Here is a 26,352-nt window from a genome sequence, read left to right on the forward strand (position 1 = left end):
TGGCGATTCTCCTATGCTTTTAATTGTTCAATTCTGTTTTTCACACCATCATATTTTTCTTGATAACGTAGTTGTTTTTCTTTTTCTTCGTTGATAACTTTTTCAGGCGCTTTATTAACAAAATTTTCATTAGATAATTTTTTATCAACACGATCAAGTTCTTTTTGTAATTTATCTAATTCTTTTTCTAAGCGTGCAATTTCTTTATCCATATCAATTAGACCTTCTAAAGGTAATATAACTTTACCAGCGATTACCACTGCAGTCATTGCTTTTTCAGGAATATCAATATGTGTATCAATCGTTAATTCACTAGGATTACAGAATTTATGAATATAATCTTCATTTTCAATTAGTGTTGCTTTAATATTTTCATCTTTGGCTTGAATGTAAATAGGTATTGCTTTAGAAAGTGGCGTATTTACTTCAACACGAGATTGTCTTACAGATTTGATAATTTCAACTAATTGTTGCATCGTTTGCTTACTTTCTTCAAATACAAGCTCTTCCCTAACCTTTGGCCATGATGCTTTCACAATCGTATCGCCTTCATGTGGAAGACTTTGCCATATCTTCTCAGTAACAAAAGGCATAAACGGATGTAACATTCTCATAATTTGATCTAGTGTATAACTTAAAACAGAACGTGTCGTTTGTTTTTGTGCTTCATCTTCACCATTCATTGGTATTTTACTCATTTCAATATACCAATCACAGAACTCGTCCCAAATGAAATTATATAGCGCACGACCAACTTCTCCAAACTCATACTTTTCACTTAAATTAGTAACGGTTTCAATCGTCTCATTTAAACGAGTTAAGATCCATTTATCCGCTAATGAAAGGTTTCCAGTTAAATCGATATCCTCAAATTTAAATTCATCACCTATATTCATTAAGCTAAAACGCGCACCGTTCCATATTTTATTAATGAAATTCCAAACAGACTCTACTTTCTCAGTAGAATAACGTAAGTCATGACCAGGTGATGATCCTGTTGCCAAGAAATATCTTAAGCTATCTGCTCCATATTCTTCTATTACATCCATAGGATCTACACCATTACCTAATGATTTACTCATTTTCCGACCGTCTTCAGCTCGAACTAAACCATGAAGTAAAACATCGTTGAATGGTCTTCTGTCAGTGAATTCAAGACCTTGGAATATCATTCTTGCAACCCAAAAGAAAATAATGTCATATCCAGTTACAAGTGCATTAGTTGGATAGTAACGTTTAAAATCATCTGCATCAATATTCGGCCAACCTAAAGTTGAAAATGGCCACAATGCACTAGAGAACCAAGTATCTAGAACATCTTCATCTTGCACCCAATTATCAATATCTTTAGGCGCTTCTTCACCAACATAAATTTCACCAGTTTCTTTATGGTACCAAGCAGGTATTTGATGACCCCACCATAATTGTCTAGAAATTGTCCAGTCTCTAATTTCTTCCATCCAACGATTGAAAGTGTTCTCAAAACGTGGTGGATAAAAATCGATTCGATCATCTGTTTTTTGATTATCCAGTGAACGTTGCGCTAACGGTTTCATTTTTACAAACCATTGCGTTGATAAGTAAGGTTCAACAACAGCACCTGAGCGTTCAGAATGACCAACTGAATGAACATGCTCTTCAATCTTAATGACTAGATCTTGCGCTTTTAAATCTTCAACCAATTGTTTACGACATTCAAATCGATCTAATCCAGCATATTTATCAGCTTTATCGTTCATTTTACCATTTTCATCCATGACAATAATGTTCTCTAAACTATGTCGTTGACCAATCTCAAAATCATTTGGATCGTGTGCTGGCGTTACTTTCATAGCGCCACTACCAAAATCAATATCAACATATTCATCAGCTAATATCGGTAACTCTCGACCAACAATTGGTAATATAACTTTCTTACCAATTACATCTTTATAGCGGTCATCATTAGGATTAACAACTATGGCAGTGTCTCCTAACATTGTCTCAGGTCTTGTTGTCGCAATTTCAATATAGCCATTACCATCAGTGTAAGGATACTTAAAATGATAGAAATGACCTTGCACATCCTCGTGAATTACTTCAATATCTGATAAAGCCGTTCTAGCTTCAGGATCCCAGTTAATAATACGTTCACCACGATAAATAATGCCTTTATTGTATAAGTCAACGAAGACTTTTCTTACTGCTTTACTTAACCCATCATCTAAAGTAAAACGCTCTCTACTATAATCTAGACCCAAACCTAATTTAGCCCATTGTTGGCGTATAAATGACGCATATTCTTCTTTCCATGACCAAGCGTGTTCTAGGAACTTCTCACGTCCGATATCATGACGAGAAATGCCTTGTTCTTTTAATTTAGCATCTACTTTTGCTTGAGTAGCAATACCTGCATGGTCCATACCAGGTAGATATAGTGTGTCATACCCTTGCATACGTTTCATACGCGTAATAATATCTTGTAAAGTTGTATCCCACGCATGTCCAAGGTGTAATTTTCCTGTCACATTGGGTGGTGGAATTACAATTGTATATGACTCTTTTGATTTGTCTTCTGAGGGTTTGAAATAATCATTCTTTACCCATTCTTCATAACGTCCAGCCTCAACTTCGCGTGGATTATACTTAGGCTCCATGTTCATCGATTAAAACCTCCTAATAATTAAAAAAACATCCTCCTAAATAATATAGGACGGATGTTCCGTGGTACCACCTAAATTCAAGTATAAATTAATATACCTGCACTTAATTTGATTAACGCTCAAACACGCTTTTATCTACTAATAAATGATTCAATAAAAGTTCAAGTGGGCTACCTTCAGATTGAATGTTATACATATTTACACCAACCATATGCTCTCTGTGCTATCATTCAAACTTACTCTTCCCAATAATATATTTCATTACTTAATTATAGTATAATGGAAATCGTGATAAGTCAATCTCTTGGAGGTATATTTATGAATGAATGTGCATTTAGTACAAAAGACCCGACTTACTTAGATTATCATGACAATGTATGGGGACAACCCATATATGATAGCAAAGCCTTATTTAAGCTAATGGCTTTAGAATCTCAACATGCTGGGTTATCTTGGCTAACCATTTTAAAAAAGAAACAATCTTATGAACAAGCATTTTACAACTTTGAGCCAAGCAAAATTGCTCAGCTATCTACGAAAGATATAGATAATTTAATGGAATTTCCTAACATTGTTCATAATCGTAAAAAGTTAGAAGCGATTGTATCACAAGCACAAGGTTATTTTGAAATAGAAAAGGATTTTGGTAGTTTTAGTAATTTCCTTTGGTCATATGTTAATCATCAACCTATAGATTTGAACTATACAACTGCCTCAGAAAGAATTACTGTTGATGATCGTGCTAAACAATTATCTAAAGACTTAAAAAAATATGGTTTTAAATTTTTAGGACCAGTAACTGTTTTTTCATTTTTAGAAGCGGCAGGTTTATATGATGCCCATTTGAAAGGATGTCCATCTAAACCTTCATAATAATTTATATAGGTTGTACCATAGAGTGCAATTTAAGAAATAAGTCGAAAAGTAATTGTAGGTAAAGGTTTTATCAACCCTCTTTAATATTAAAATTACTAACGCTTAAACTTTGCATGACACAATCTATCTTTTTTGATGAAATTTTAAAATACCGCCACGTAAGAAAAAGCCAATGATAGGGGCTACTACAAATAAAATAAAAAAGATTCTAAATATGTGGAAACTAGAAATCATTGCTACATCCGCCCCCGTTGCCATAGCAACTAAAACAATTTGACTCATACCTCCTGGCGCTCCGCCCAAAAACAACTCATTAATATTATTATTTGTAAATATGTGCACAATATATACCATGATAAATGATCCAATGATTAGAAAGATATTTTGATAAATGATTGCAACGGCAATTCGACCTTTTAAATCGGAAAGTAAATTGGCAATCTGCAATCCAATTCTAATCATATAAATCACTTGTGCAGAAGCAAGAATATAATTATCTAATGTAAATATGTGATGTGTAGTTAAATTCCATATTACTAACACGACAATAGGAGCCAATAATTGCTTGGTAGGAAAATTGATTTTAGCCATAAGACTATAAATGATTGCAATACAACAAATTAATAGTATTACTTGCGATAAGTTTAGTACTTCCGTTAATGGAGGTGATTTAATAGAAGTTGTTTCATTTCCACTATCACTACTAAAGAAATAAGAAATTAAGGGTACTAATATCACGACAAATAAAACGCGAGACGTTTGAGTTAAACTCACTACGAGAATATTTGCCTTTTTATTTTCCTCTGCCATAATTAGCATTTGACTTAAAGCACCTGGAATGACACTTAATATTGCTGTCTCAGTGTTTACTCTTGCTATTTTTTTGAAAAAGAAGGCGATCAATAGAGATAAAACTAATAGCAATAGTGTAATAACAACAATTATCAACCAATCATTTTTAATATCATGCAACACTTCAGACGTAAATGTTGATCCAATTTGTACCCCTAAGAGAATCAATCCAATTTGACTAAGCCAGAATGGCCATTTGACCTCTAATTTAAATACTTTAATGACAATTATCGATGCAATAATAGGACCAAACATAAATGGTAAAAAAACATGCGCAACATGTAATAACAAACTAATAACAACAGCAGTCACTAATAGAATAAAGTTATTGATCCATACATTTTTCATTATGCGGCCACTTCTTTCATTAAAAATGAGGTTAAGACGTCATCGAGTTGAAAGTCCTAACCCCATTCTATTTCATAACATTATACAATACGACTTAAAGCAGTATCAAATGCTTGGATTGTTTTTTCAATGTCTTCTTTACTATGTGCTGTAGATAAGAATGTTCCTTCAAATTGAGAAGGTGGTAAGAATACGCCTTCTTTAGCCATTTCACGATACATTTGACTGAACAATTCTAAATTACTTTTATTTGCTTCTTCAAAGTTAGTTACTGGTCCTTCATTTAAGAAGTATCCAATCATAGATCCAGCTCGATTAATAGTAATTGGGACATTATGTTTGCTAAATACTTTTTTAAGTCCTTCTTCTAAGATATCACCTAATTCTTGGAAATACTCATAAGATTCAGGCGTTAATTGACTTAGAGTTTCGTAACCACTCGTCATTGCTAATGGATTCCCGGATAATGTTCCAGCTTGATAAATATTTCCAACTGGAGCAACTTTGTCCATAATCTCTTTTCTACCACCAAACGCACCTACTGGTAATCCACCACCAATAACTTTACCTAAACATGTAAGATCTGGTGTAACACCAAAGTAACCTTGCGCACAATTGTACCCTACTCGGAAACCTGTCATTACCTCATCGAATATTAATAGCGCACCATAGTCATTTGTAATCTCACGTAACCCTTGTAGGAAGCCATCTTTAGGAGGTACAACGCCCATATTACCAGCAACTGGTTCTACGATAATTCCAGCGATATCATCTCCATAATTTTCAAAAGCAATTTTAATTGCTTCTAAATCATTATACGGAACTGTAATCGTATTCTTAGCAGTACCTTCTGGGACACCAGGTGAGTCTGGTAATCCTAGTGTTGCAACACCAGAACCCGCTTTAATTAATAAGGAATCACTATGACCGTGATAACAGCCTTCAAATTTTATAATCTTATTTCTTCCAGTATAACCACGAGCCAATCTTAACGCTGCTAACGTTGCCTCAGTTCCTGATGAAACCATACGCACTTTTTCAATTGATGGTACGCGTTCGATTACTAATTCTGCAAGTTTGTTTTCTTCTAATGTAGATGCTCCGAAGCTTGTTCCTCTATCAACAGCCTCATGTAGTTTTTTTATAACTTGTTCGTTTTTATGTCCTAGAATTAAAGGTCCCCAGCTTAATACATAGTCAATATACTCGTTACCATCGATATCATAAATTCTTGATCCTTTTGCTTGATCCATAAAAATTGCTGGTGTATCAACAGATTTAAATGCTCTTACAGGACTATTAACGCCACCTGGCATTAAATTTTCAGCTATTTTCATCGCTTCAATCGATTTCTCGTAACCCATATCAAAATCCTCCTAAAATTAATTATTTATCTAAGTAATGACAAATATCTTTCGCAAAGTAAGTAATAATCATATCTGCACCTGCACGTTTCATTGAAACCATTTGTTCCATAACAACACGTTCTTCATCTATCCAACCATTTTGTGCTGCTGCTTTTGTCATTGCATACTCACCACTTACGTTATAAACAATAACAGGAATATTTGTATTGTTTTTAACATCTCTTACAATATCTAAATAACTTAGCGCAGGTTTTACTATCATCATATCTGCGCCCTCTTTTAAGTCACTTTCAAGTTCGCGAAATGCTTCCAAACGATTCGCTGGGTCCATTTGGTAAGTCTTTCTGTCACCAAAAGAAGGTGCAGAATCAGCCGCATCTCTAAATGGACCAAAGAAACTTGATGCATATTTGATACCATAACTCATAATTGGAATATTGTAATAACCGGCATCATCTAGACCTTTACGAATTTCAGTAACAAAACCGTCCATCATATTACTTGGTGCTATAATGTCTGCACCCGCTTCAACTTGTGAGATAGCTGTTTTCACAAGTAAAGGTAATGATTTATCATTATCTACATCATGAGTATGATCATCAATAACACCACAATGTCCATGATCTGTATATTCACATAAACATGTGTCTGCTACAATTAATAAATCTTTATGCAATTCTTTAGCCTTTCTTGTTGCTTCTTGGATAATACCATTATGATCATATGCACCAGAACCTACGTCATCTTTAGAATTTGGTACACCAAAGAACATGATTGCTCTAATTCCTAGTTCATAAGCCTCATTTATTTCATCATCTAATAAATTCAAGCTAATTTGGTAAACGCCTGGAAGTGATTTAATCTCACTTTTTACATTATCTTTTTCAACTACGAATATTGGATAAATTAAATCTTCTTTTCTAACATGGTTTTCTCTAACTAAATTACGCATTGACTCTGATGAGCGTAATCGTCTATGTCTATCAAATTTCATTATTATACCAACTTTCAATAATTTTATTTATAAGTGATTCCGAAGTTTGTTTATTAGCTATTAATGGGTTGAGACCGTTCTTTCGTAATGTGTTTGCAGTTTGGGCCCCAATAGCAACATACTTATCAAAACCACAAGGAACGTCATGCCTTATATACGCTTTTACTGCAGAAGAACTTGAAAATGTTACCGCATGAACTTTATGATGTTCTATCAATTGAATGACTTCTCTAATATTCCTATCATTAGGAATAGGTTTATATAAATCGATTTTAGTCACTATATTATTTTGTGCTAATGTATGTTGGAGTTTTGGACGCGCTTCAGCACTACTTGGTATGAGAATGCTTTGTTGATTCTTTTTAAACTGATTCAAAAATCCTTCTTGAGAGTAGTCATTAGGTATAAAATCAACATTAATTTTAAGCGCTTCACAAAGTTCGGCAGTTTTCTTTCCAATGACAGCTACATATTTAACATCTAATTGATTTAAATATTTATAAAATATGCGAACCGCATTTTTAGAAGAAAAAATAATCCAGTCATATTTATGATGCAAAACTTGAGTATCAAATTCAAGTGATTGAATTTCTATAAATGGCTTATGCATTATTTCCACTAAATCACTATTAAATTCACTCGATTGCGTCATAGCTACAACTGGTTTCATATTTCATTACACCTCAACAATATGGTTTAATGCGCTTGTTCTTCATTTAGTTTTTTGATTATTTCATAGGCACCCTGCTCTTTTAAAACACGGCTGACTGTTTCACCTAAATCAACAGGATTTTTACCAACTTCTGTGTGCTCATATCTCTTTGTACCGTCTGGAGTCATAATTAACCCAGTAAATTCAATTTCACCATTCTCCTTATTAGTTGCATACCCTCCAATAGGTACTTGACAACTACCATCCATAGCTGAAAGGAATGTTCTTTCAGCTATAACACAATTCGCTACTGCTTGATTATGAACTTTACTTAATAATTCCAATAGTTCGACATCATCACTACGACACTCTATACCTAATGCACCTTGTCCAATAGCTGGTAATAAAATATCTTTGTCCAGATATGTCGTTACAATATCATCTGACCAACCCATACGTCTAAGTCCTGCAGCAGCTAAAATAATTGCATCATAATCTTCTGTTTCTAATTTTTTAAGTCGAGTGTCAATATTTCCTCTTATCCATTTAATTTCTAAGTTTGGATATTTAGATAAAATTTGAGCACCACGTCTTAATGAACTCGTACCAATAATACTACCATCCGGTAATTCATTTAAAGGTATATGATTATTAGAAATATAAGCATCAAATGGAACTTCTCTATCAGGTATGCAACCTATTGTTAAACCTTCAGGAATGATACTTGGTACATCTTTAAGTGAGTGTATTGCCATGTCAATTTCTTTGTCAAAAAGTTCTTGTTGGATTTCTTTAACAAATAGTCCTTTACCGCCCACTTTAGATAATTGTTTATTTACGATGCGGTCACCTTTAGTGACAATCTCCTTAATTTCTATTTCAAGGGTTGGATCCACCGCTTTTAACTTATCTATAAATTGTTGACTCTGAGTTAAGGCAAGCTTACTTCTACGTGAGCCTACAACCAATTTGCGCATAATTGTTGCCTCCTAATGACATTTGAAATTTTAAGTGAAATGTGTTGTGAAAAATAGATTAATCATGCATAAGCAAAATAACATAATATTAAAGTAAATTAAATAAATTGTTTTAAACCATCGATTAATACGACTTAGTAGATAAATAGCGTAAAAAATTGTAATAATAGAAGATAGTACTACTTTAGGGTCAGCAAAAATACTATGTCCAATTGCATAGACACCCCACTGTGCGCCTAAAATAATACTCAAAATTAAAATAATGAAACCACTTAAAGATGAATAAAACACAACCGTTTCAAGTGTGGCTACGCTACCAATTCTAAAGTATTTTTGATCAAAATTCTTTTCCCTTAAATTGCGGTATTGAATAATATAAAGTAATGAATTTACAAAAGCTAATGCAAAAAGAGCATAACTTAATACCGCTAAGCCTATATGCACTAATAACAATTCATTTATAACTGTAATACGTTGCACATTTGTTGAGTAATGTTCAGGTTGAAAAGTATTCATCATCAATAATATAAATCCAATAACATTGAGAAAGAATACTGAAAAACTTAATACTTTAACTACATTTAAAACCAGTGCTATACATATAATTATCCATGATAAAAAGAAAAATACATCAAATAATGAACTCACCGGAATTTGATTATGCGAAGTGATATAAACAGACAAAGAGATTGTTTGCAATATCCAAACAATCCCTAATGTATAAATTCCTAATTCTCTAATTTTATGACTCTTTTTAACGAAATCTATAAAATAACAGAGAATACTAATTAAATATATAATTAATATTATTTCATGAAATCTAATAAACAGGGTCTCTTGCATATTATCACCATATTAATATGCTTATTCAAAACTAAAGATGTGACGGATAGAAACTTCTTTTTCTTTTTGTGCTTTACGAGCTTTAATATCCTCGTAAGGGTCTGCAGCATCAATATCAAATATGTTTTGAAATAGCTCTAATTTTTCATTACTTCTCTTATCATTACTCAATTCTTTGGCCTGTTTTATTGGATCTTTCAACATTTGATTAATAATACTTTTAGTATGTTTCGAAATGATTGTACGTTCTCTATCACTAAGATCAGGTAGCTTTCTATCAATACTATCCATTGTTTCTGACTGGATTGTCATTGCTTTTTCACGCAATGCTCTAATTACAGGTACAACACCTAACATATTTACCCAATCATTATGAGCCTGGACTTCATCAGGAATCTGACTTGCTATAAAGTCAGCTGCCATCTGACGTTCTCGCAAGTTAGCATCAACTAAACCTTTAAGATCATCCACGTCATAGCTGAAAATATTTTCGCTGATATTAACATTTGGTTCGATATCTCTAGGAACCGCAATGTCTATTAACAATAATGAAGAAGCTTTTCTATTAAGATTGACCGACTCAATCATAGATTTTGTAACAATAAAATCTGGCGAACTTGTTGAACTGATAACAATATCAGCATTAGTCAAAAGAGTTGGTAATGACTCAAGTTTATTATAATTTACGTCGTGCTTCGTTGCTAATTTATACGCATTAGTTTCAGTTCTATTAACGACAGTAATATCATCAATGCCACAACCTAATAAATTTAAGAGTGATAATTCACTCATTTCCCCTGCACCTATAATAATAGCTCGTTTACCTTTTAGTTTACCAAATACCTTTTTAGCTAATTCAACTGCTGCATATGAAACACTCACAGCATTATCTGCTATGTCAGTCTCATTATGAGCTTTTTTAGCGAAAGTAATAGCCTGTTTAAATAAATGATTAAAAATTGTACCAGTTGTTTGAATGTCTTGAGCTAAAAAGAATGCATCTCTCATTTGTCCAAGAATTTGAGTTTCACCTAATACAATTGAATCTAAGCCAGAAGTGACTCGCAGTAAATGTTCAACTGCTTCGTCCCCCACTTTAACTTCTGACATATTTTTTATATCATCTACATCAAATCCAAATGAACGCGCTAAAAATCTTTGAATATAGTAACGACCTGTGTGAATTTGATCAACAATAGCATATACTTCAGTACGATTACATGTAGATAAAATGACGTTCTCTAAAATAGATTTAGTTTCGAACAAATCTTCATGGGCTAATCGCAAGGCATCATCTCTAAAAGCTACTTGCTCTCTAAGTGCTACATCAGCAGTGCGATGATTTATACTTATAGCAATAAAATGCATTTATAACGCCCTCCAAATACTAACAATACTGATATTATAACACATTATTTAATGATTTTAAGTTGATTGCTCAAACAAATTAGAAAGATTCTAATTTGAAGTCAAAATTTTGACACTTATCCCATTAAAAAATCTAAACAGAAGTTTGATCCCTGCTTAGATTAAAATAATTATAAATAATCAGCAATTAAATCCCATATTTGTTGCTGCTTTGTATTTTGAATTGATGAGTAACTAATAATCGTATCATCTGGATCTAAATCTAATTTCTCTTTAATATTTTTAATATGCTTTTGAATCTTACCCTTTGCAATCTTGTCCTCTTTAGTACAAATAACTAGTGTAGGTATATCAAAATGTTTTAAGTAATTATACATTAAAACATCATCTTCAGTTGGATTGTGTCGTAAGTCAACTAGTTGAATGACTAGCTTTAAACTCTCTCTCTTAGTCAAATATTCTTCAATCATTTTACCAAATTTCTCGCGTTGTGATTTACTCACTTTTGCATAGCCATATCCAGGGACGTCGACAAATATTAATTGATCATCAATATTAAAGAAATTTAATGTTTGTGTTTTACCTGGTTGTTGCGACGTGCGAGCCATATTTTTTCTGCCAATCATACTATTAATGAAAGAAGATTTACCAACGTTTGAACGTCCACTTAATGCCACTTCAGATAAACCTGTATCAGGATATTGAGCCTCTTGTACAGCACTTATAATCAAATCAATGTTATTAGGATTAATATTCATAAATTATCCTCTCTTTTGTAATTAAATTTAACTGTTTCATTATAATATATATTTCATTATATCTAAATAAGCAATTTTTTAATTAAAAAAGGAGCAGAACAGAATTCAAATAGAATTCGATGTTCCACTCCAACTTTAATTGTTTATAGGATCTAAAAAACATTTCACTTGTTCGGCGCAATCTTTACAGAGCGTACTCAAACTTAAATAACTTATATTATGCTGATGTTTTACTATCATTCAATAAGTTACCTTCAGAATCGTATAATTCTGGGTCAACTTCATCATTAATTGTTTTATCAGTAATAACAACTTTAGTTACGTCTTCTGATGAAGGAACATCATACATAATATCGATTAATGCTTCTTCAATAATAGAACGTAATCCACGTGCTCCTGTTTTACGCTCAATAGCTTTCTCACTTACCGCAGCTAATGCTTCTTCGGTAAATTCTAACTCAACATTATCAAGTTCTAACATTTTAGTATATTGTTTTACTAAAGCGTTCTTAGGTTGCGTTAAAATGTTTTTAAGCGCTTCTACATCTAATGTTTCTAAGTTAGCAACTATTGGCACACGACCAATAAACTCAGGAATTAAACCATATGATTGTAAATCTTCTGGGCGAATTTGTTCTAACAATGCTTCCTCATCGTATTTATCCGCTTCATTACTTGCAAATCCAATCACTTTTTCTCCTAAGCGACGTTTAATTACTTCATCGATGCCATCAAAAGCACCACCTAGAATGAATAAGATATTTGTTGTATCAATTTGTATTAATTCTTGGTTGGGATGTTTACGTCCACCTTGTGGGGGCACACTTGCAGTCGTACCCTCTAAAATTTTAAGTAAGGCTTGTTGAACACCTTCACCAGATACATCACGCGTAATTGATGTGTTTTCAGATTTTCTGGCAATCTTATCAATTTCATCAACATAGATAATCCCTTTTTCAGCTTTATCAATATCGAAGTCAGCTGCTTGAATTAATCGTAGTAAAATATTTTCTACATCGTCACCAACGTAACCTGCTTCAGTTAAACTTGTAGCATCTGCAATAGCAAATGGAACGTTTAAAGTTTTAGCTAATGTTTGTGCTAATAATGTTTTACCGCTACCAGTTGGTCCTATTAAAGCAATATTACTTTTTTGTAATTCAACTTCATCTTCATTAGGTCCTAATTGTTGGATACGTTTATAGTGATTATATACGGCAACTGCTAAAGATTTTTTAGCTTTTTCTTGACCAATAACATATTCATTTAAATGATCCATAATTTCTTTCGGTGTAGGCAGTTCAGTAAACTCTTCAGAAGTCGTTTGAGCTAATTCTTCTTCTACAATTTCTGAACATAGTTCGATACACTCATTACAGATATATACGCCACTTCCTGCGACTAATTTCTTAACTTGGTCTTGGTCTTTACCACAGAAAGAACATTTTAAATTTTCTTCATCTTCATTGAATTTAAACATTCATTTACACCTCTATTCTTAAACGACTATACTAGATAGCATTCTACAATGCAAATTCATGGTTAACAACTAAAATGCTTAAAATATAGAGTAGCAGGTTACATATATTGATGCACCTGCTACTTTAAATTTTAATTATTAATTTAACAATGAATTATTATTTATCTTCTTTAGTAGATTCAACGTATTTAGCATTGTCTCTAAGTAAGTCAATTACTTTTTGGATACGTACATCATTTTTAATAATGTCAGTATTACCTAAAGTATTTTTAATATCTTCAACTGAGATATTAAATTGTTTACTCATTTTTTCTAATTCTTTTTCGATATCTTCATCATTTGCTTCAATATTTTCTTTATCGGCAATAGCTGAAAGTGTTAAGTTTGTTTTAATGCGTTGTTCTGCATCATCTTTCATTTGTTCTCTTAATTGAGATTCATCTTGACCTGAAATTTGGAAGTAAGTTTGTAACTCTAATCCTTGTTGTTGGATTCTTTGACCAAATTCTTGAACCATACGATCTAATTCAGTGTCAATCATTGCTTGAGGAATATCGATTGTAGCATTATCAGTTGCTTTATTAATTGCTTCTTCTTTTTCAACATTTTCAGCTTCCTCAGCTTTTTGTTCTGATAAACGTTTGCGTAAGTTTTCTTTGTACTCATCAACACTGTTAGCATCTGAGTCTAATTCATTTGCAATTTCATCATCTAATTCAGGTACTTCTTTATATTTAATTTCATTTACTTTAGTTTTGAAAGTAGCTTCTTTGCCAGCTAATTCTTCAGCATGATATTCTTCAGGGAAAGTTACAACTACATCTTTTTCTTCACCTGTTTTAACGCCTACTAATTGATCTTCAAATCCAGGAATAAATGAGCCTGAGCCAATTTCAAGATCATAACCATCTGCTTGTCCACCTTCAAATTGCTCACCATCAACATAGCCATCAAAGTCAATGTTTACTGTATCTCCATTTTCAACAGCACCATCTTCTTTAACTACCATATCAGCTAAGTGTCCAAGGCTGTGGTCAATTGCTTCTTGTAAATCTTCATCCGTTAATTCTGAATCTTGTTTTTCTATTTCTAAACCTTTGTAATCACCTAATTGAACTTCAGGTTCAACAGTTACAGTAGCTTCAAATTCAAAATCTTTACCTTTTTCAATTTGTGTAACATTAATTTCTGGTTGAGCTACTGGATTGATTCCAGTTTCATCAATAGCTTCACCATATGCTTCAGGTAATAGAATATCTACTGCATCTTGATATAATGCTTCTACACCGAAACGTTGTTCAAAGATAGGACGAGGCACTTTACCTTTACGGAAACCAGGCACGTTAATTTGTTTAACTACTTTTTTAAATGCTTGATCTAATGCTTTGTCTACTTTTTCTGCTGGAACTGTAACTTTTAATAATCCTTCGTTACCTTCCTTTTTTTCCCAAGTTGCTGTCATGTATAAATACCTCCATGATTACATTTTTATTTTTTCAACTTCCCTATTATAGCACACGTCCTATACGGACACAAACAGTCTTCTATAGGGCTTAAAACACTTTTAAAATTCAATAATCTAACTTTAACGAATTAATTTAACAATATAAAATAATTTGCTCAAAGTTGACCATCAAGACTATTAATAAAATTTAATATTTTTACATTTCCTTTATTAGTTTGTATACCAATCATTGATTTAAAGTAAACATCATAACCAGTAATCCAATCATCACAGGTGTATAAATCGAATATATTGAGTGGATATAGTAATATAGCATGATTATTCATGGTATGTATTGCTTCATCAATGATATTGAGTGCTCCATTTTCTAGTTTATCAATTACTCGAGGAATTACTTGAGTTTTAAGTTCAGTATGTTCCAAACCATTAAGCTCATTAGGAATAACGTTAACTGTATAATTCATCTTGTTAATATTAATTGGTATATTGTAGCCAGCAAATCTTAAAAATTCTAGCATTAAACTTTTTAAATTATCTGCCTCAACCTCATTAGATAATAAAAAGGCTATAGTTTCTTTAAATTCATAATGCCCATTATCAATTAATTTAAGAACTAATTGTATTTGTTCATTCAAATTGAGTGTATTAAATTTAGCCAATGATTGGCTTGTGATATGTTTATCTTCATTGAGTTGAGATTGAGCATATTCTTTTAATGGAAATAACGCCATTCTTGTTTTGTGACTTTGAACTTCGTCTATAATTTGATTGATAACATTTACAGACTCATAATACTGACCTAAGCCATTTAACGCCTTGATATAATATAACATTAACTCATCATACGCTTGAATACCTCTTTTTAAAAGTACAATAGCTTCTTCTCTTAACTCCAAAAACGAATTCAAATGATATAACATATCACATTTAATTAAGGCTAATGTCTCATCTAGTTCAAATTGTGCTTCATAATCTTCAATTAATTGATATACCGTTTCGTAATGTTGACTGTTATGAGATGATTTAATATCTTTATACAATTTTTGCTGTAGTTTTGGAAAAGGGATGATGTCTGACATGTTGTATCCCTCCTATAAATCTTTTAAAATTAATGCACTCCATGTTTCAAATTGATCATAATTACCAATACGCTCTTTTTCTAACCATTGAATTTTTAATGTATCTGTTTCACGTACTTCAATATCATTTGAGTTAACTTTAATTTTAAAGACTACACCTATATGTACTTTACCCACATCGTTTGTATCATCATTTATAAAACCTATATATTCCAAATTCTGAGAATTAGCTTCTAATAAACCGACTTCTTCTTCTAGCTCTCTTTGAGCATTTACCCTTAAAACTTCATTTACAGAACTTGCGCCAATCACATCATTCATGTGTCCACCTACACCGATAGAAGATTGACCATGTAAACGTGACTCTCCACCACCACTTAATCTTTTGTATACTAATATTTCATTTTTCTCATTTTCTAAAAGACAATATGATATTAATTGTTTATACGAAGGGTCTTCTTCCATATCTCCACGTCTTTTAACTTCATAATTAGAAAAAGTATTAAATATCGCTTTACCTTGTGGATCATTTTTAGTTAAAAAGCCGTTAAAAGCATTTGACTCTTGTTCAAAAAGGATATCTCTTGATACTACTATTATTTGTTCATCATATTTAGACATAATGTTCTCCTTACATTAGTTTCTTAATTAGCATTTTATCAAACTAAATCATTAAACAACAAATAAAGGTGCATAAATTAATAATGTCCTATTCACCTGATGGTTAAAATAAAAAAGGAGTGGAACAGAAATAATATTTTTAAAAATTCATTTCATCATCCCACCCCGACAAAGTTGTTTAGAATTAAAAACTTGTTACAAATGAAAATTTAATTCAAGCAACTGTTGCCAATATATAATTATAGCCTGAGACATTAGATTATGTCACAGGCTCGGAAAAGTTAATTATTTTAAAGCTTCTTTAGCTTTTGATACTAACTCTGCGAAAGCTTTTTCATCTGAAATAGCAACTTCAGAAAGCATTTTACGGTTAATATTGATGTCAGCTTTTTTCAAGCCATTCATTAATCTTGAATAGCTCATGTCATGTTGACGTGCAGCTGCGTTAATACGTGTAATCCATAATTTACGGAAATCACGTTTACGTTGACGACGGTCACGGAAAGCGTATTGACCTGATTTCATTACTTGTTGTTTTGCTACTTTATATAGTGTGTGTTTAGCACCGAAGTAACCTTTAGCTAATTTAATCGTTTTTTTACGACGTGCTCTTGTTACTGTTCCACCTTTAACTCGTGGCATATTAAATTCCTCCTTAGATATAACAATTAATTATCGTTCATTTATCAATTACAATTATTTTTTATAAGCTAATAATTGTTTTACTCGTTTCATATCGCTTTTAGAAACTAATTTAGCTTTACGTAATTTACGTTTTTGTTTAGTATTTTTATTTGCAAATAAGTGTGATGTGAAAGCTCTTGAACGTTTTAATTGGCCTGAACCAGTTCTTTTAACACGTTTAGCTGCTCCGCGGTGAGTTTTCATTTTTGGCATGATTCATTTCCTCCTAATAATAGTGAATTATTTTTCGTTAATAGGCGCTAACATGATAAACATTTGACGCCCTTCCATTTTAGGTTTCTGTTCAACAGTGGCAATATCTTTACATTCGTCAGCGAATTTTTCTAATACGCGCTGACCAATTTCCTTATGAGTGATTGCACGACCTCTGAAACGAATAGAAACTTTACATTTATCGCCTTTAGATAAGAATTTACGACCATTTTTCAACTTAGTTTGGAAATCATGTTCCTCAATAGTTGGACTTAGGCGTATTTCTTTAACATTGATAACTTTTTGTTTCTTTTTCATTTCTTTTTCTTTTTTCTGCTGTTCGAATTTGTACTTACCATAATCCATAATTCTTGCAACAGGTGGTTTAGCATTTGGTGCTACAACTACTAAATCTAATTCAACACGTTCAGCCATTTCTAATGCTTCTCGTTTTGATTTAACACCAATTTGGTCACCATTTTGGCCAATTAAACGTAATTCTTTAGCGCGAATCTTTTCGTTAACTTGCGTTTGATCTTTTGCTATGGTTGACACCTCCCAAAATTTTACGAAATTTTCCAAGCAAAAAGAGCGGACAAATTATGCCCGCTCTTCTCTCATACACATTTATGTGTGACATGATTGACCTGCCAACTGCTTTAAGCGTCGCTACAGGTGAGAAACGGGTGTTTCTACTTGGTACGTTTCGTATTCAACGTTAATAATCATATCAGTGTATATCATATAAGTCAACAATTATTTTAATATTAGTGATGTTTTACTTCATCCATTGAAACATCTTGTCTTAAATCTACATTATCTAATGGAATTATCTTCGTTTTATATCTCAATTTATGATAAATAAAGAATACTAAGAAAACTGGGATTCCCATATATGTGATAATGAAGCGATTTAAATCGAAATGACCTGTTTTAATAAAATCAACATCTTGCCCAATTATGACAATAACACAGAGCAAGCCTGCGAATATAGGACCGAATGGGAACCATTTAGCTTTATACTTCAATTCCCTTTTACTATGATGTTGTTTTTCGAAAGCTCTTCTAAATCTGTAATGACTAATTGCAATACCTACCCATGCGATAAAGCCAGTCATACCACTAGCAGCAACTATATACTCATATGCATCACCACTTAGTTTTTGCACTAAGAAAATAATAACTACTAAAATCGCTGTTCCAACTAGTGATAGATAAGGAACACCATATTTATTCGTTTTACCAAACGAACGAAAAGCTAATTTATCTTTACTCATCGAATAAAGCATTCGTGTTGAGGCATACATACCTGAATTACCTGCTGATAATACTGATGTTAAAATAACTGCATTCATAAATGATGCCGCAAAAGCTAACCCTGCATTTTTAAACACGAGTGTAAATGGAGAAGTCGCAATATTATCATCGCCACCCATCAATGCATTACTATCGTAAGGGATTAACATACCTATAACAAATATTGCTAATATGTAGAATAATAATATTCTCCAGAATACTTGTTTAATAGCTTTAGGTACAGCGCGTTCTGGATTTTCAGATTCTCCAGCTGTAATACCAATTAATTCTGTACCTTGGAATGAGAATCCAGCAACTAGGAAGACGCCTAGTATTGATAATAAACTCCCACCTAAGTTACCACCTAGTATTGGTCCGTCACCTTTCGTAAATGTCTCGAAACCTACAAATTCTCCACCCATAATACCTAGTATCGTTAAAAGACCAATAATGATAAAGATAATGACTGTTACAACTTTGATTAAAGCGAACCAATATTCACTTTCACCATAAACTCTAACAGATAAAGAGTTTAGTGCGAATATAATAACTAAGAATATACAACTCCAAACCCATGCTGGAATACCAGCCATAGGTGTCCAATATTGAATGACTTGTGCAGCAATGGTTACATCTGCTGCAACTGTAATAACCCAGTTAAACCAATAGTTCCAACCTAACGCAAATCCTAATGATGGATCTACAAAACGTGTTGCGTAAGTACTAAATGAACCAGACACTGGTAAATACGTTGCCATTTCACCTAAAGATGTCATGAGGAAGAATACCATAGCTCCAATAATCGCATATGCAATTAAAGCACCTAGTGCCCCTGCATCGTGTATTGCTCCCCCAGAGGTCATAAATAATCCGGTACCGATACAACCACCCATTGCTATCATAGAAATATGGCGGTCCTTCAGTCCTCTTTTGATTCCATCATCTTGATTTTCGACTTTTTTCATAGAAGCTCCCTTTCTTACAGTAGAGGCTAACTAAAATAGTTTTGTTGTGTTATGCGATGATTATGAACGCATTCAAATTATACTTCCAAATAGTTTATAATTCTTTAAAGCATAAAAAAATGGTTGCATACCTTTTGATATGCAACCATCTGCTTAATCTATGTCGGTAGCACATCACAAATTGTGACAGTACAGTTTCTATTCGATAACTGTCCCAACAAATGATAATTAAGGTTATCATTCATTTCGGCATCTTTACCTTCCACACTTTCAACATACGTTCCTTAATAACTTCTGAAGTGTTACTAATTAAAGACGCAACCTCTAACTCTTTTTTAATTAACTATATAGTAATATACATTAAGCTATCATTTTTATCAAGACTATCTATGTTTTTTCAAACGAATTTCATCTACTAAACTCCAAATAAATTCATCTTTTTCAACTGTTTCTTGATCTTGAGAACCGTATTTACGTACATTGACTTGATTGTTTTCAACTTCTTTATCACCAACAACTATTTGATAAGGTATTTTTTGCATTTGTGCTTCACGAATTTTGTATCCCATTTTTTCATTACGGTCATCAATTTCTACACGTACACCTTGTGATTTTAATTCATCTTGTAAATTTCTAGCATAGTCATAATGTAAGTCAACATTAACAGGTATTATTTCAACTTGTTTAGGTGCTAACCAAGTTGGGAATGCACCCTTAGTTTCTTCAGTTAAGAACGCTACAAATCGTTCCATAGTTGAAACTACGCCACGATGAATAACTACTGGACGATGATTTTCACCATCGCTACCGATGTATGTTAGTTCAAAACGTTCTGGCAATAAGAAATCAATTTGAGCAGTTGATAAAGTTTCTTCTTTACCCATAGCAGTCTTAACTTGAACATCCAGTTTTGGACCATAGAATGCTGCTTCACCAATTGCTTCAACATATGGTAATCCCATTTCATCGACTGCTTCTTTTAACATAGTCTCAGCTTTGTTCCACATTTCATCATCATCCATATACTTCTCTTTATCTTCTGGATCTCTGTAACTTAATCTGAATGTGTAATCTTCAAAGCCAAAGTCACTATATACTTCTTGAATCATGTTAACAACACGTTTAAATTCATCTTTAATTTGATCAGGTCTAACGAATATGTGTGAATCGTTTAATGTCATTCCACGTACACGTTGTAATCCTGATACAGCACCACTGGCTTCATATCTGTGCATAGTTCCTAATTCTGCAATACGGATAGGTAGTTCACGATAAGAATGAGGACGATTATTATAGACCATCATATGATGTGGACAATTCATAGGTCGTAATACCATTTCTTCTGTTTCGTCTAATTTCATTGGTGGGAACATATCATCTCTATAATGATCCCAGTGTCCAGAAGTTTTGTATAACTCTACATTTGCTAACACTGGAGTATATACGTGGTCATAACCCATACTTACCTCTTTATCAACTATATAACGTTCAATTTCTCTACGGATTGTAGCACCATTAGGCAACCATAATGGAAGACCTGCACCTACTAATTGATTGTTAGTGAAAAGCTCTAAATCTTTACCAATTCGACGATGATCACGCTCACGACGTTCTTCAAGCATCTCTAAATGTGCTTTCAAATCTTTTTTATCAAAGAATGCTGTACCATAAATACGCTGTAACATTTTGTTATTGCTATCCCCGCGCCAATATGCACCGGCAGTTGAAAGTAATTTAAATTCTTTGATTTTTGAAGTTGAAGGAACGTGTACACCACGGCATAAATCAGTAAATTCACCTTGTGAATATAAAGTAACACTTTCATCTTCAGGTATAGCGTCAATTAATTCCAATTTATAAGGATCATCTTTGAAGAATGATTTAGCTTCTTCTCTTGATACAACTTTACGTTCAATTTTATGATTTTCATCAACAATTTGTTTCATCGTTTTTTCAATTTTTTCAAAGTCATCTGACGAAACCTTTTCATCCATATCAAAATCATAATAGAACCCACCGTCTATAACAGGGCCAACTCCAAACTTAACATCCCCATATAAACGTTTTAAAGCTTGGGCCATTAAATGGGCAGTAGAATGACGTAAAACTTCAAGCGCTTCATCACTACCTGGAGTCACAATTTCAATTGAACCATCTTCTTCTAATGGTCTAGTTAAATCAACCATTTGATTATTATATTTACCAGCAACCGCTTTTTTTCTTAATCCAGGGCTAATTGATTGTGCAATTTCTTCAGTTGTTACGCCTTTATCAAACGCTTTCGAATTACCATCTGGGAATTGAACATTTATTTGATCCATTATAAAACCTCCATAAATAAATTCTAATTTCGTTGAAATAAAAAAACTCGCCCCTAAAAAAGGGACGAGTTCGTCGTGGTACCACCCTAGTTATTTAGCAATAGCTAAATATCTCTACTTAAGATAACGGTCTTGAGCCGGGCATTGATTACCAACACCTAATGATGAAGGAGTAATAATTTAATTTGTTAGCTAATCTCTCATCATTTATTAGCTCGCTGTATAACATGGATTAAATTATCATATCTTCAATTATTTCAACGATTAAGATTTATCTTAATTATACAATAGTTATTTTAAATTTCAATTGTTTCTTAAATTTTTACCATCCAAATAATATGGCGTTGATAAAGATTTAATTCTTTCAATAATTCTAGCAGCTTTTGTTTCTTCCGCACCTTCACGTGTGATAGATAAATGATGTTCTAGCTCATCAAAATTTAAATTGGATGAGAAAAACGTTGGTAGTTCTTGAACCATGCGATAGTGTAGTAATGGTCCAATTACTTCATCTCTAACCCAAGGTGTTACTTCTTCCGCACCTATATCATCTATCATTAATATATTTGCCTCTCGTATTCGTTGTAACTTTGTTTCATAACTACCATCTCTGAAACCACTTTTTAGCGTGCGAATATATTCAGGTAAATAAACAATCGTAGAAGCAACACTTTTAGCTTTAAGTTGATTGGCAATTGCACCTAGAATAAATGATTTCCCAGTTCCAAATGGACCGTGAATATACATTCCTTTTACATTTTCTCCATTAACTAATTTTTTACAGATATCATTTACATTTTTAGCAATAACTAATCGGTTCAAATCAGTGTCATAAATATCTTTCATCTTAGCGTTTAATGTATCACGTTGCATATGGTGTGATGTGATTAAGTGAGAATTAAATCTTTCTTCATCGTGTTTAATTTTGCAAGGGCACATATTATAACGTATTTTAATTCTATTATTGTCGATATATAATTCAGGTACATGACCTTTAACAAAGTTTGGACAATTTTCATAATCATGCCCATCATAATTTTTTTGTTGATCTTTATACTCTTGTAACACATTTAAGTCATTATCAATGATTTCATTGGTTAATTCAGATTGATGTTCATTTAAGAATGATTTAACATCAGGATCGTTGACGACTTGTTTTTTTATTTTAGCAATTCTTTTTTCTAAATCGCCATTTGATTTGATAATACTATTGAATGATTTCATTTAATCCTCCTCCCAATCGCGTTTTAATTGTTCACGAAACGCAGCTCTTTCCTTTTCAAACTGTTCTTGTTCTTCTTTAGTCGTTTCTTTATCAGTATTTTCTTGACCTCTATTTTTTAACCATTTAGGTGTTTTTTCTCTAGATACAATCTCACGTGATTTTGAATAACGTTTTCTTGATTGACGTTGGTCATTACCTTTATTTTCTGATTTTGATTCATTTGCTTTTAACGCATAGTTATATGCTTCTTTTGCAGTCTTAATACCTAATTTTTTCCAATTAGATGCGATTTCTAAAATATATGTTTTAGGTAGTTTCATCTCATTTTTTAGCATTACAAATTGTAAAAGAATATTAATTACACCAAAGTTTAATTTTTCTCTTTCAACTAACTCTTCAATCATTTTCTTTTGTTGAAATGTTGGTTCTGATTCTGACCATGACGCCAACATATCTATTGGACTTGTTTCCTCTAACAATTGAAACCAATCATCATTTGAAGTGGGTTGACTTGAAGACACAGATTGATTGTTACTATTCACTTCATTTTGATTACTAGCCTTAGTCTCTAGTTCAGGTAATTGTTGATTATGTTCAATTAAATAATACGAACGCGCATGCTTTCTCATTTCTTCGTATGATAATTGTTGATTACTTGTAATAGAATTTAATATAATTCGTTTCATAGCATCTTCTGTTAAACCATACAATGTAGCCAATTGAACAATTAAATCTCTAGCTTCTTTAGTTATAATTTCATCGCTAATAAAATGATGACGTAGCATTTCTTTTAAAATCTCAAAATCAAATGATACATTGGATAAATCTATACCATGATATGGTTTTTCTTTTTTTATTGATGAAGCATCAATAGTAACGCTTGAGTGTGGAATTTTAAAAACATCAGTAAACTTGCGAGTTACTTGTTGAAACCCACTTAAATCAAAATCATGCTTTTTAAAATAATTTTTTAAGCTTTTAAAACGTTGTTTATCGACTTGGTTATATAGATAAATTGATAACATAGGATCATTAAAAAATTGATAGGCAGTTGGTGGCTGTATCAATTCGTAAATAAAAAATGATTGTTGTTCATCATGCTTTACATATGTTTTAAATAAACCGATTGCTTCCAATAAATCCATATACTGTCTAAATTCTGATAAATTCATTTTCAATTCATTCATTATTGTGTAATGCGTTAATGTGTCATCACTATTCACGAATTGGTTCATAAAGTGATATGTACCTATCGCTTGCGCGCCAATTAATGGCATATACAATCTATTAAGTATTTCCAAATGATTATGATTTATTTGGAACTGACGATACACTTTAAAACCGTCATGTGGACTCAAACCATACTCATACGATTGTAAACTCATTTATATATCACTCCGTTTATTATCGTTCAAGATACCTTGCATTGATGCTAACAATTGATCAACATCTTTAAACTCTTTATAAACTGAAGCAAATCTCACATAAGAAACTTGATCGACATGCATCAACAGGTTCATAACATGTTCACCAATATCTCGTGAAGATATTTCAGTTTGTCCGCTATCACGTAGCTGCCATTCAACTTTATTAGTAATATCTTCTAATTGTTGATAACGTACTGGTCTCTTTTCACAAGATCTAACAAGACCATTTAAAATTTTCTCTCTTAAAAATTGTTCTCGAGTTCCATCTTTTTTTACTACAATTAATGGACTTACTTCTATATGTTCGAACGTCGTAAATCGAGTACCACAATTTTCGCATTCTCTTCTTCTTCTAATTGCATTTGCATCATCGGCATGTCTAGAATCAACTACACGCGAATGTGTTGAACTACATTTTGGGCATTTCATATCTTCACCCTCTTGAATAGATTATGATTTATTATACTATAAAAGCATTCTTGACAAAAGAAGTCTAATTCTCATTTAAATTAGACTAAAACAAAAGTATCTTAATAAGAATCTAGTTATATGCATAATATATTTCTTAAATGACAAGAATGTGTGAAAGTTTAAATACAAAATCACATAAAAATAAAATACGAGACTATCAAATCTTAGTCAAAAGATTTAACAGTCTCGTTTTAATTTATAGTGATATCTTCTTAGTTAACCGTTGCAACATTTTCAGAGGCAATTAATTTAGCAATTTGTTGAGCAACTTCAACTACTCTATTTGAGTAGCCCCACTCATTATCATACCATGCAATCACTTTTACTTTATTATCATCCATCACAATTGTGTTTTGAGCGTCAATAACTGCTGAATTAGGATTTGTATTGAAGTCCATTGATACTAGTGGCGCGTCTTCTACATCTAGAATACCATCTAGGCCAGCATTTCTGAATGCATCATTGACTTGTTCAGCTGTAACATCTTCTTTTAAATCTACAACTAAGTCTACAAGTGACACGTTTTTAGTTGGCACACGTAAAGCTAAGCCATGCAATTTACCTTCTAATTCTGGAAGTACTTCTTTTAAAGCTTTAGCTGCGCCAGTTGAAGTTGGAATAATACTTTCATTACATGAACGTGCACGACGTAAATCTTTATGCGGATTATCAATATTATTTTGATCGTTAGTAATCGCATGTACTGTTGTCATAAGACCGTTAACGATGCCAAATTTATCATTAAGCACTTTTGCTACCGGACCAATGCAGTTAGTTGTACAAGATGCATTACTAAAAATGTCATATGTATCTACATCTAATTGGTTATCATTTACCCCTTTAACCACCATTTGTACATGGCCACCCTTAGAAGGACCAGTTAATAATACTTTTTTAGCACCTGCATTAATATGACCTATTGCTTTATCGCCATGGTTAAATTTACCTGTAGCTTCAATTACAATATCAATGTCTAAGTCTTTCCAAGGTAAATTTTCAGGGTTACGGTCAGAAACAAGTTTAATATCTTGTCCATCGACACGGATACCGTTCTCAATTGGTTCTACTTTTTTATCAAATCTACCATGAGTAGTATCATAATTTATTAGATGTGCAATTGTTTCAGGTGGATAGCTTGCGTTAATCGCTACAACGTTTAAATCTTCTTTATGTAATGCGATTCTTAACACCATTCTACCTATTCTACCCATACCATTAATTGCAATATTTGTTGACATTTAAAGCACCCCTTGATCGTTTGTTTATATGTTATACTTTATAAAAATAGTGTAACATAATAATTTGATTTTGAAAGCGTTTTCTATTAATTTTAAAAAATTTTTTAATCGACAATATTTGATTAACAAAAAGCTCTAATAGACTTCTCTATGTAAAAATTTGACATTTACATCATTCATCTACTAGAGC

23 protein-coding genes, 1 riboswitch and 2 other annotated features are annotated in these 26,352 nt (G+C 32.3%); of the genes, 1 reads left to right on the forward strand and 22 read right to left on the reverse strand.

Annotated elements, in window-relative coordinates; all coding sequences use genetic code 11:
- Positions 1 to 11: 11 nt before the first annotated feature.
- Positions 12 to 2,642, reverse strand: coding sequence for a valine--tRNA ligase (locus HMPREF2715_RS01305; protein WP_070678457.1), 2,631 nt, complete (start codon positions 2,640 to 2,642; stop codon positions 12 to 14).
- 43 nt (positions 2,643 to 2,685) lie between these two features.
- Positions 2,686 to 2,904: a binding site (T-box leader), on the reverse strand.
- Positions 2,905 to 2,960: 56 nt separating this feature from the next.
- On the opposite strand from HMPREF2715_RS01305, the gene HMPREF2715_RS01310 reads away from it, so the two are divergent.
- Positions 2,961 to 3,515, forward strand: a complete 555-nt coding sequence (locus tag HMPREF2715_RS01310; protein WP_053024744.1) for a DNA-3-methyladenine glycosylase I — start codon at positions 2,961 to 2,963, stop codon at positions 3,513 to 3,515.
- Positions 3,516 to 3,641: 126 nt separating this feature from the next.
- Here the strand turns inward: HMPREF2715_RS01310 and HMPREF2715_RS01315 are convergent, their stop codons facing one another.
- The 21 genes from HMPREF2715_RS01315 to gap form a co-directional block, all read right to left on the reverse strand.
- A complete protein-coding gene (locus HMPREF2715_RS01315) occupies positions 3,642 to 4,718 on the reverse strand; it encodes an AbrB family transcriptional regulator (protein ID WP_070678455.1) in 1,077 nt (358 codons plus the stop codon).
- 80 nt (positions 4,719 to 4,798) lie between these two features.
- Positions 4,799 to 6,082: a glutamate-1-semialdehyde 2,1-aminomutase gene (gene hemL / locus HMPREF2715_RS01320; protein ID WP_070580857.1), complete on the reverse strand. Its 1,284-nt coding sequence runs from the start codon at positions 6,080 to 6,082 to the stop codon at positions 4,799 to 4,801.
- A 22-nt stretch (positions 6,083 to 6,104) separates the two neighbouring features.
- On the reverse strand, positions 6,105 to 7,079 hold the full coding sequence (gene hemB / locus HMPREF2715_RS01325) for a porphobilinogen synthase (RefSeq protein WP_070580859.1): 975 nt from the start codon (positions 7,077 to 7,079) through the stop codon (positions 6,105 to 6,107).
- On the reverse strand, positions 7,069 to 7,749 hold the full coding sequence (locus tag HMPREF2715_RS01330; RefSeq protein ID WP_070441112.1) for a uroporphyrinogen-III synthase: 681 nt from the start codon (positions 7,747 to 7,749) through the stop codon (positions 7,069 to 7,071). Before HMPREF2715_RS01330 ends, hemB begins: the two co-directional genes overlap by 11 nt.
- 26 nt (positions 7,750 to 7,775) lie before the next feature.
- On the reverse strand, positions 7,776 to 8,708 hold the full coding sequence (hemC, locus tag HMPREF2715_RS01335; protein WP_070441115.1) for a hydroxymethylbilane synthase: 933 nt from the start codon (positions 8,706 to 8,708) through the stop codon (positions 7,776 to 7,778).
- 30 nt (positions 8,709 to 8,738) lie between these two features.
- Positions 8,739 to 9,551 carry a cytochrome c biogenesis protein gene (ccsA, locus tag HMPREF2715_RS01340; RefSeq protein ID WP_070441118.1) on the reverse strand — a complete coding sequence of 271 codons (813 nt, stop codon included), beginning with the start codon at positions 9,549 to 9,551 and terminating at the stop codon, positions 8,739 to 8,741.
- Positions 9,552 to 9,572: 21 nt separating this feature from the next.
- Positions 9,573 to 10,919 (reverse strand): glutamyl-tRNA reductase, encoded by a 1,347-nt coding sequence (gene hemA / locus HMPREF2715_RS01345; RefSeq protein ID WP_070441121.1) that lies wholly within the window; start codon positions 10,917 to 10,919, stop codon positions 9,573 to 9,575.
- 170 nt (positions 10,920 to 11,089) lie between these two features.
- Positions 11,090 to 11,677, reverse strand: a complete 588-nt coding sequence (gene yihA / locus HMPREF2715_RS01350) for a ribosome biogenesis GTP-binding protein YihA/YsxC (RefSeq protein ID WP_070580861.1) — start codon at positions 11,675 to 11,677, stop codon at positions 11,090 to 11,092.
- A 217-nt stretch (positions 11,678 to 11,894) separates the two neighbouring features.
- On the reverse strand, positions 11,895 to 13,157 hold the full coding sequence (gene clpX / locus HMPREF2715_RS01355) for an ATP-dependent Clp protease ATP-binding subunit ClpX (protein ID WP_033080133.1): 1,263 nt from the start codon (positions 13,155 to 13,157) through the stop codon (positions 11,895 to 11,897).
- 157 nt (positions 13,158 to 13,314) lie between these two features.
- A complete protein-coding gene (gene tig / locus HMPREF2715_RS01360) occupies positions 13,315 to 14,619 on the reverse strand; it encodes a trigger factor (protein ID WP_070839184.1) in 1,305 nt (434 codons plus the stop codon).
- A gap of 158 nt (positions 14,620 to 14,777) precedes the next feature.
- Entirely contained in the window at positions 14,778 to 15,701 is a 924-nt protein-coding gene (locus HMPREF2715_RS01365) for a hypothetical protein (RefSeq protein ID WP_070485020.1), read from the reverse strand.
- A 12-nt stretch (positions 15,702 to 15,713) separates the two neighbouring features.
- Positions 15,714 to 16,322, reverse strand: a complete 609-nt coding sequence (locus HMPREF2715_RS01370; RefSeq protein WP_070839187.1) for an NUDIX domain-containing protein — start codon at positions 16,320 to 16,322, stop codon at positions 15,714 to 15,716.
- A 285-nt stretch (positions 16,323 to 16,607) separates the two neighbouring features.
- The gene (gene rplT / locus HMPREF2715_RS01375) at positions 16,608 to 16,964 is read right to left on the reverse strand and encodes a 50S ribosomal protein L20 (RefSeq protein ID WP_011275545.1); all 357 of its coding nucleotides are present in this window, start codon (positions 16,962 to 16,964) and stop codon (positions 16,608 to 16,610) included.
- A gap of 54 nt (positions 16,965 to 17,018) precedes the next feature.
- Positions 17,019 to 17,219: a 50S ribosomal protein L35 gene (rpmI, locus tag HMPREF2715_RS01380; protein WP_002448990.1), complete on the reverse strand. Its 201-nt coding sequence runs from the start codon at positions 17,217 to 17,219 to the stop codon at positions 17,019 to 17,021.
- A 27-nt stretch (positions 17,220 to 17,246) separates the two neighbouring features.
- Complete coding sequence (infC, locus tag HMPREF2715_RS01385; RefSeq protein ID WP_029376631.1) at positions 17,247 to 17,774, reverse strand: translation initiation factor IF-3; 528 nt, start codon at positions 17,772 to 17,774, stop codon at positions 17,247 to 17,249.
- A gap of 22 nt (positions 17,775 to 17,796) precedes the next feature.
- Positions 17,797 to 17,923: a sequence feature (ribosomal protein L20 leader region), on the reverse strand.
- 63 nt (positions 17,924 to 17,986) lie between these two features.
- Positions 17,987 to 19,480: an amino acid permease gene (locus HMPREF2715_RS01390; RefSeq protein ID WP_070441136.1), complete on the reverse strand. Its 1,494-nt coding sequence runs from the start codon at positions 19,478 to 19,480 to the stop codon at positions 17,987 to 17,989.
- A gap of 159 nt (positions 19,481 to 19,639) precedes the next feature.
- Positions 19,640 to 19,815: riboswitch (Lysine riboswitch) on the reverse strand.
- Between the two features lie 48 nt (positions 19,816 to 19,863).
- Positions 19,864 to 21,801: a threonine--tRNA ligase gene (gene thrS, locus HMPREF2715_RS01395; RefSeq protein WP_070441139.1), complete on the reverse strand. Its 1,938-nt coding sequence runs from the start codon at positions 21,799 to 21,801 to the stop codon at positions 19,864 to 19,866.
- Between the two features lie 303 nt (positions 21,802 to 22,104).
- The gene (gene dnaI, locus HMPREF2715_RS01400; RefSeq protein WP_053024752.1) at positions 22,105 to 23,025 is read right to left on the reverse strand and encodes a primosomal protein DnaI; all 921 of its coding nucleotides are present in this window, start codon (positions 23,023 to 23,025) and stop codon (positions 22,105 to 22,107) included.
- Positions 23,026 to 24,411, reverse strand: coding sequence for a replication initiation and membrane attachment family protein (locus tag HMPREF2715_RS01405; protein ID WP_070441142.1), 1,386 nt, complete (start codon positions 24,409 to 24,411; stop codon positions 23,026 to 23,028).
- Complete coding sequence (gene nrdR / locus HMPREF2715_RS01410) at positions 24,412 to 24,882, reverse strand: transcriptional regulator NrdR (RefSeq protein ID WP_037551021.1); 471 nt, start codon at positions 24,880 to 24,882, stop codon at positions 24,412 to 24,414.
- Positions 24,883 to 25,136: 254 nt separating this feature from the next.
- Positions 25,137 to 26,162, reverse strand: a complete 1,026-nt coding sequence (gene gap / locus HMPREF2715_RS01415) for a type I glyceraldehyde-3-phosphate dehydrogenase (RefSeq protein ID WP_070580866.1) — start codon at positions 26,160 to 26,162, stop codon at positions 25,137 to 25,139.
- Between the last annotated feature and the right edge of the window lie 190 nt (positions 26,163 to 26,352).

The sequence above is a fragment of the Staphylococcus sp. HMSC062A01 genome, from assembly GCF_001836805.1.
Lineage (GTDB): Bacteria > Bacillota > Bacilli > Staphylococcales > Staphylococcaceae > Staphylococcus > Staphylococcus haemolyticus.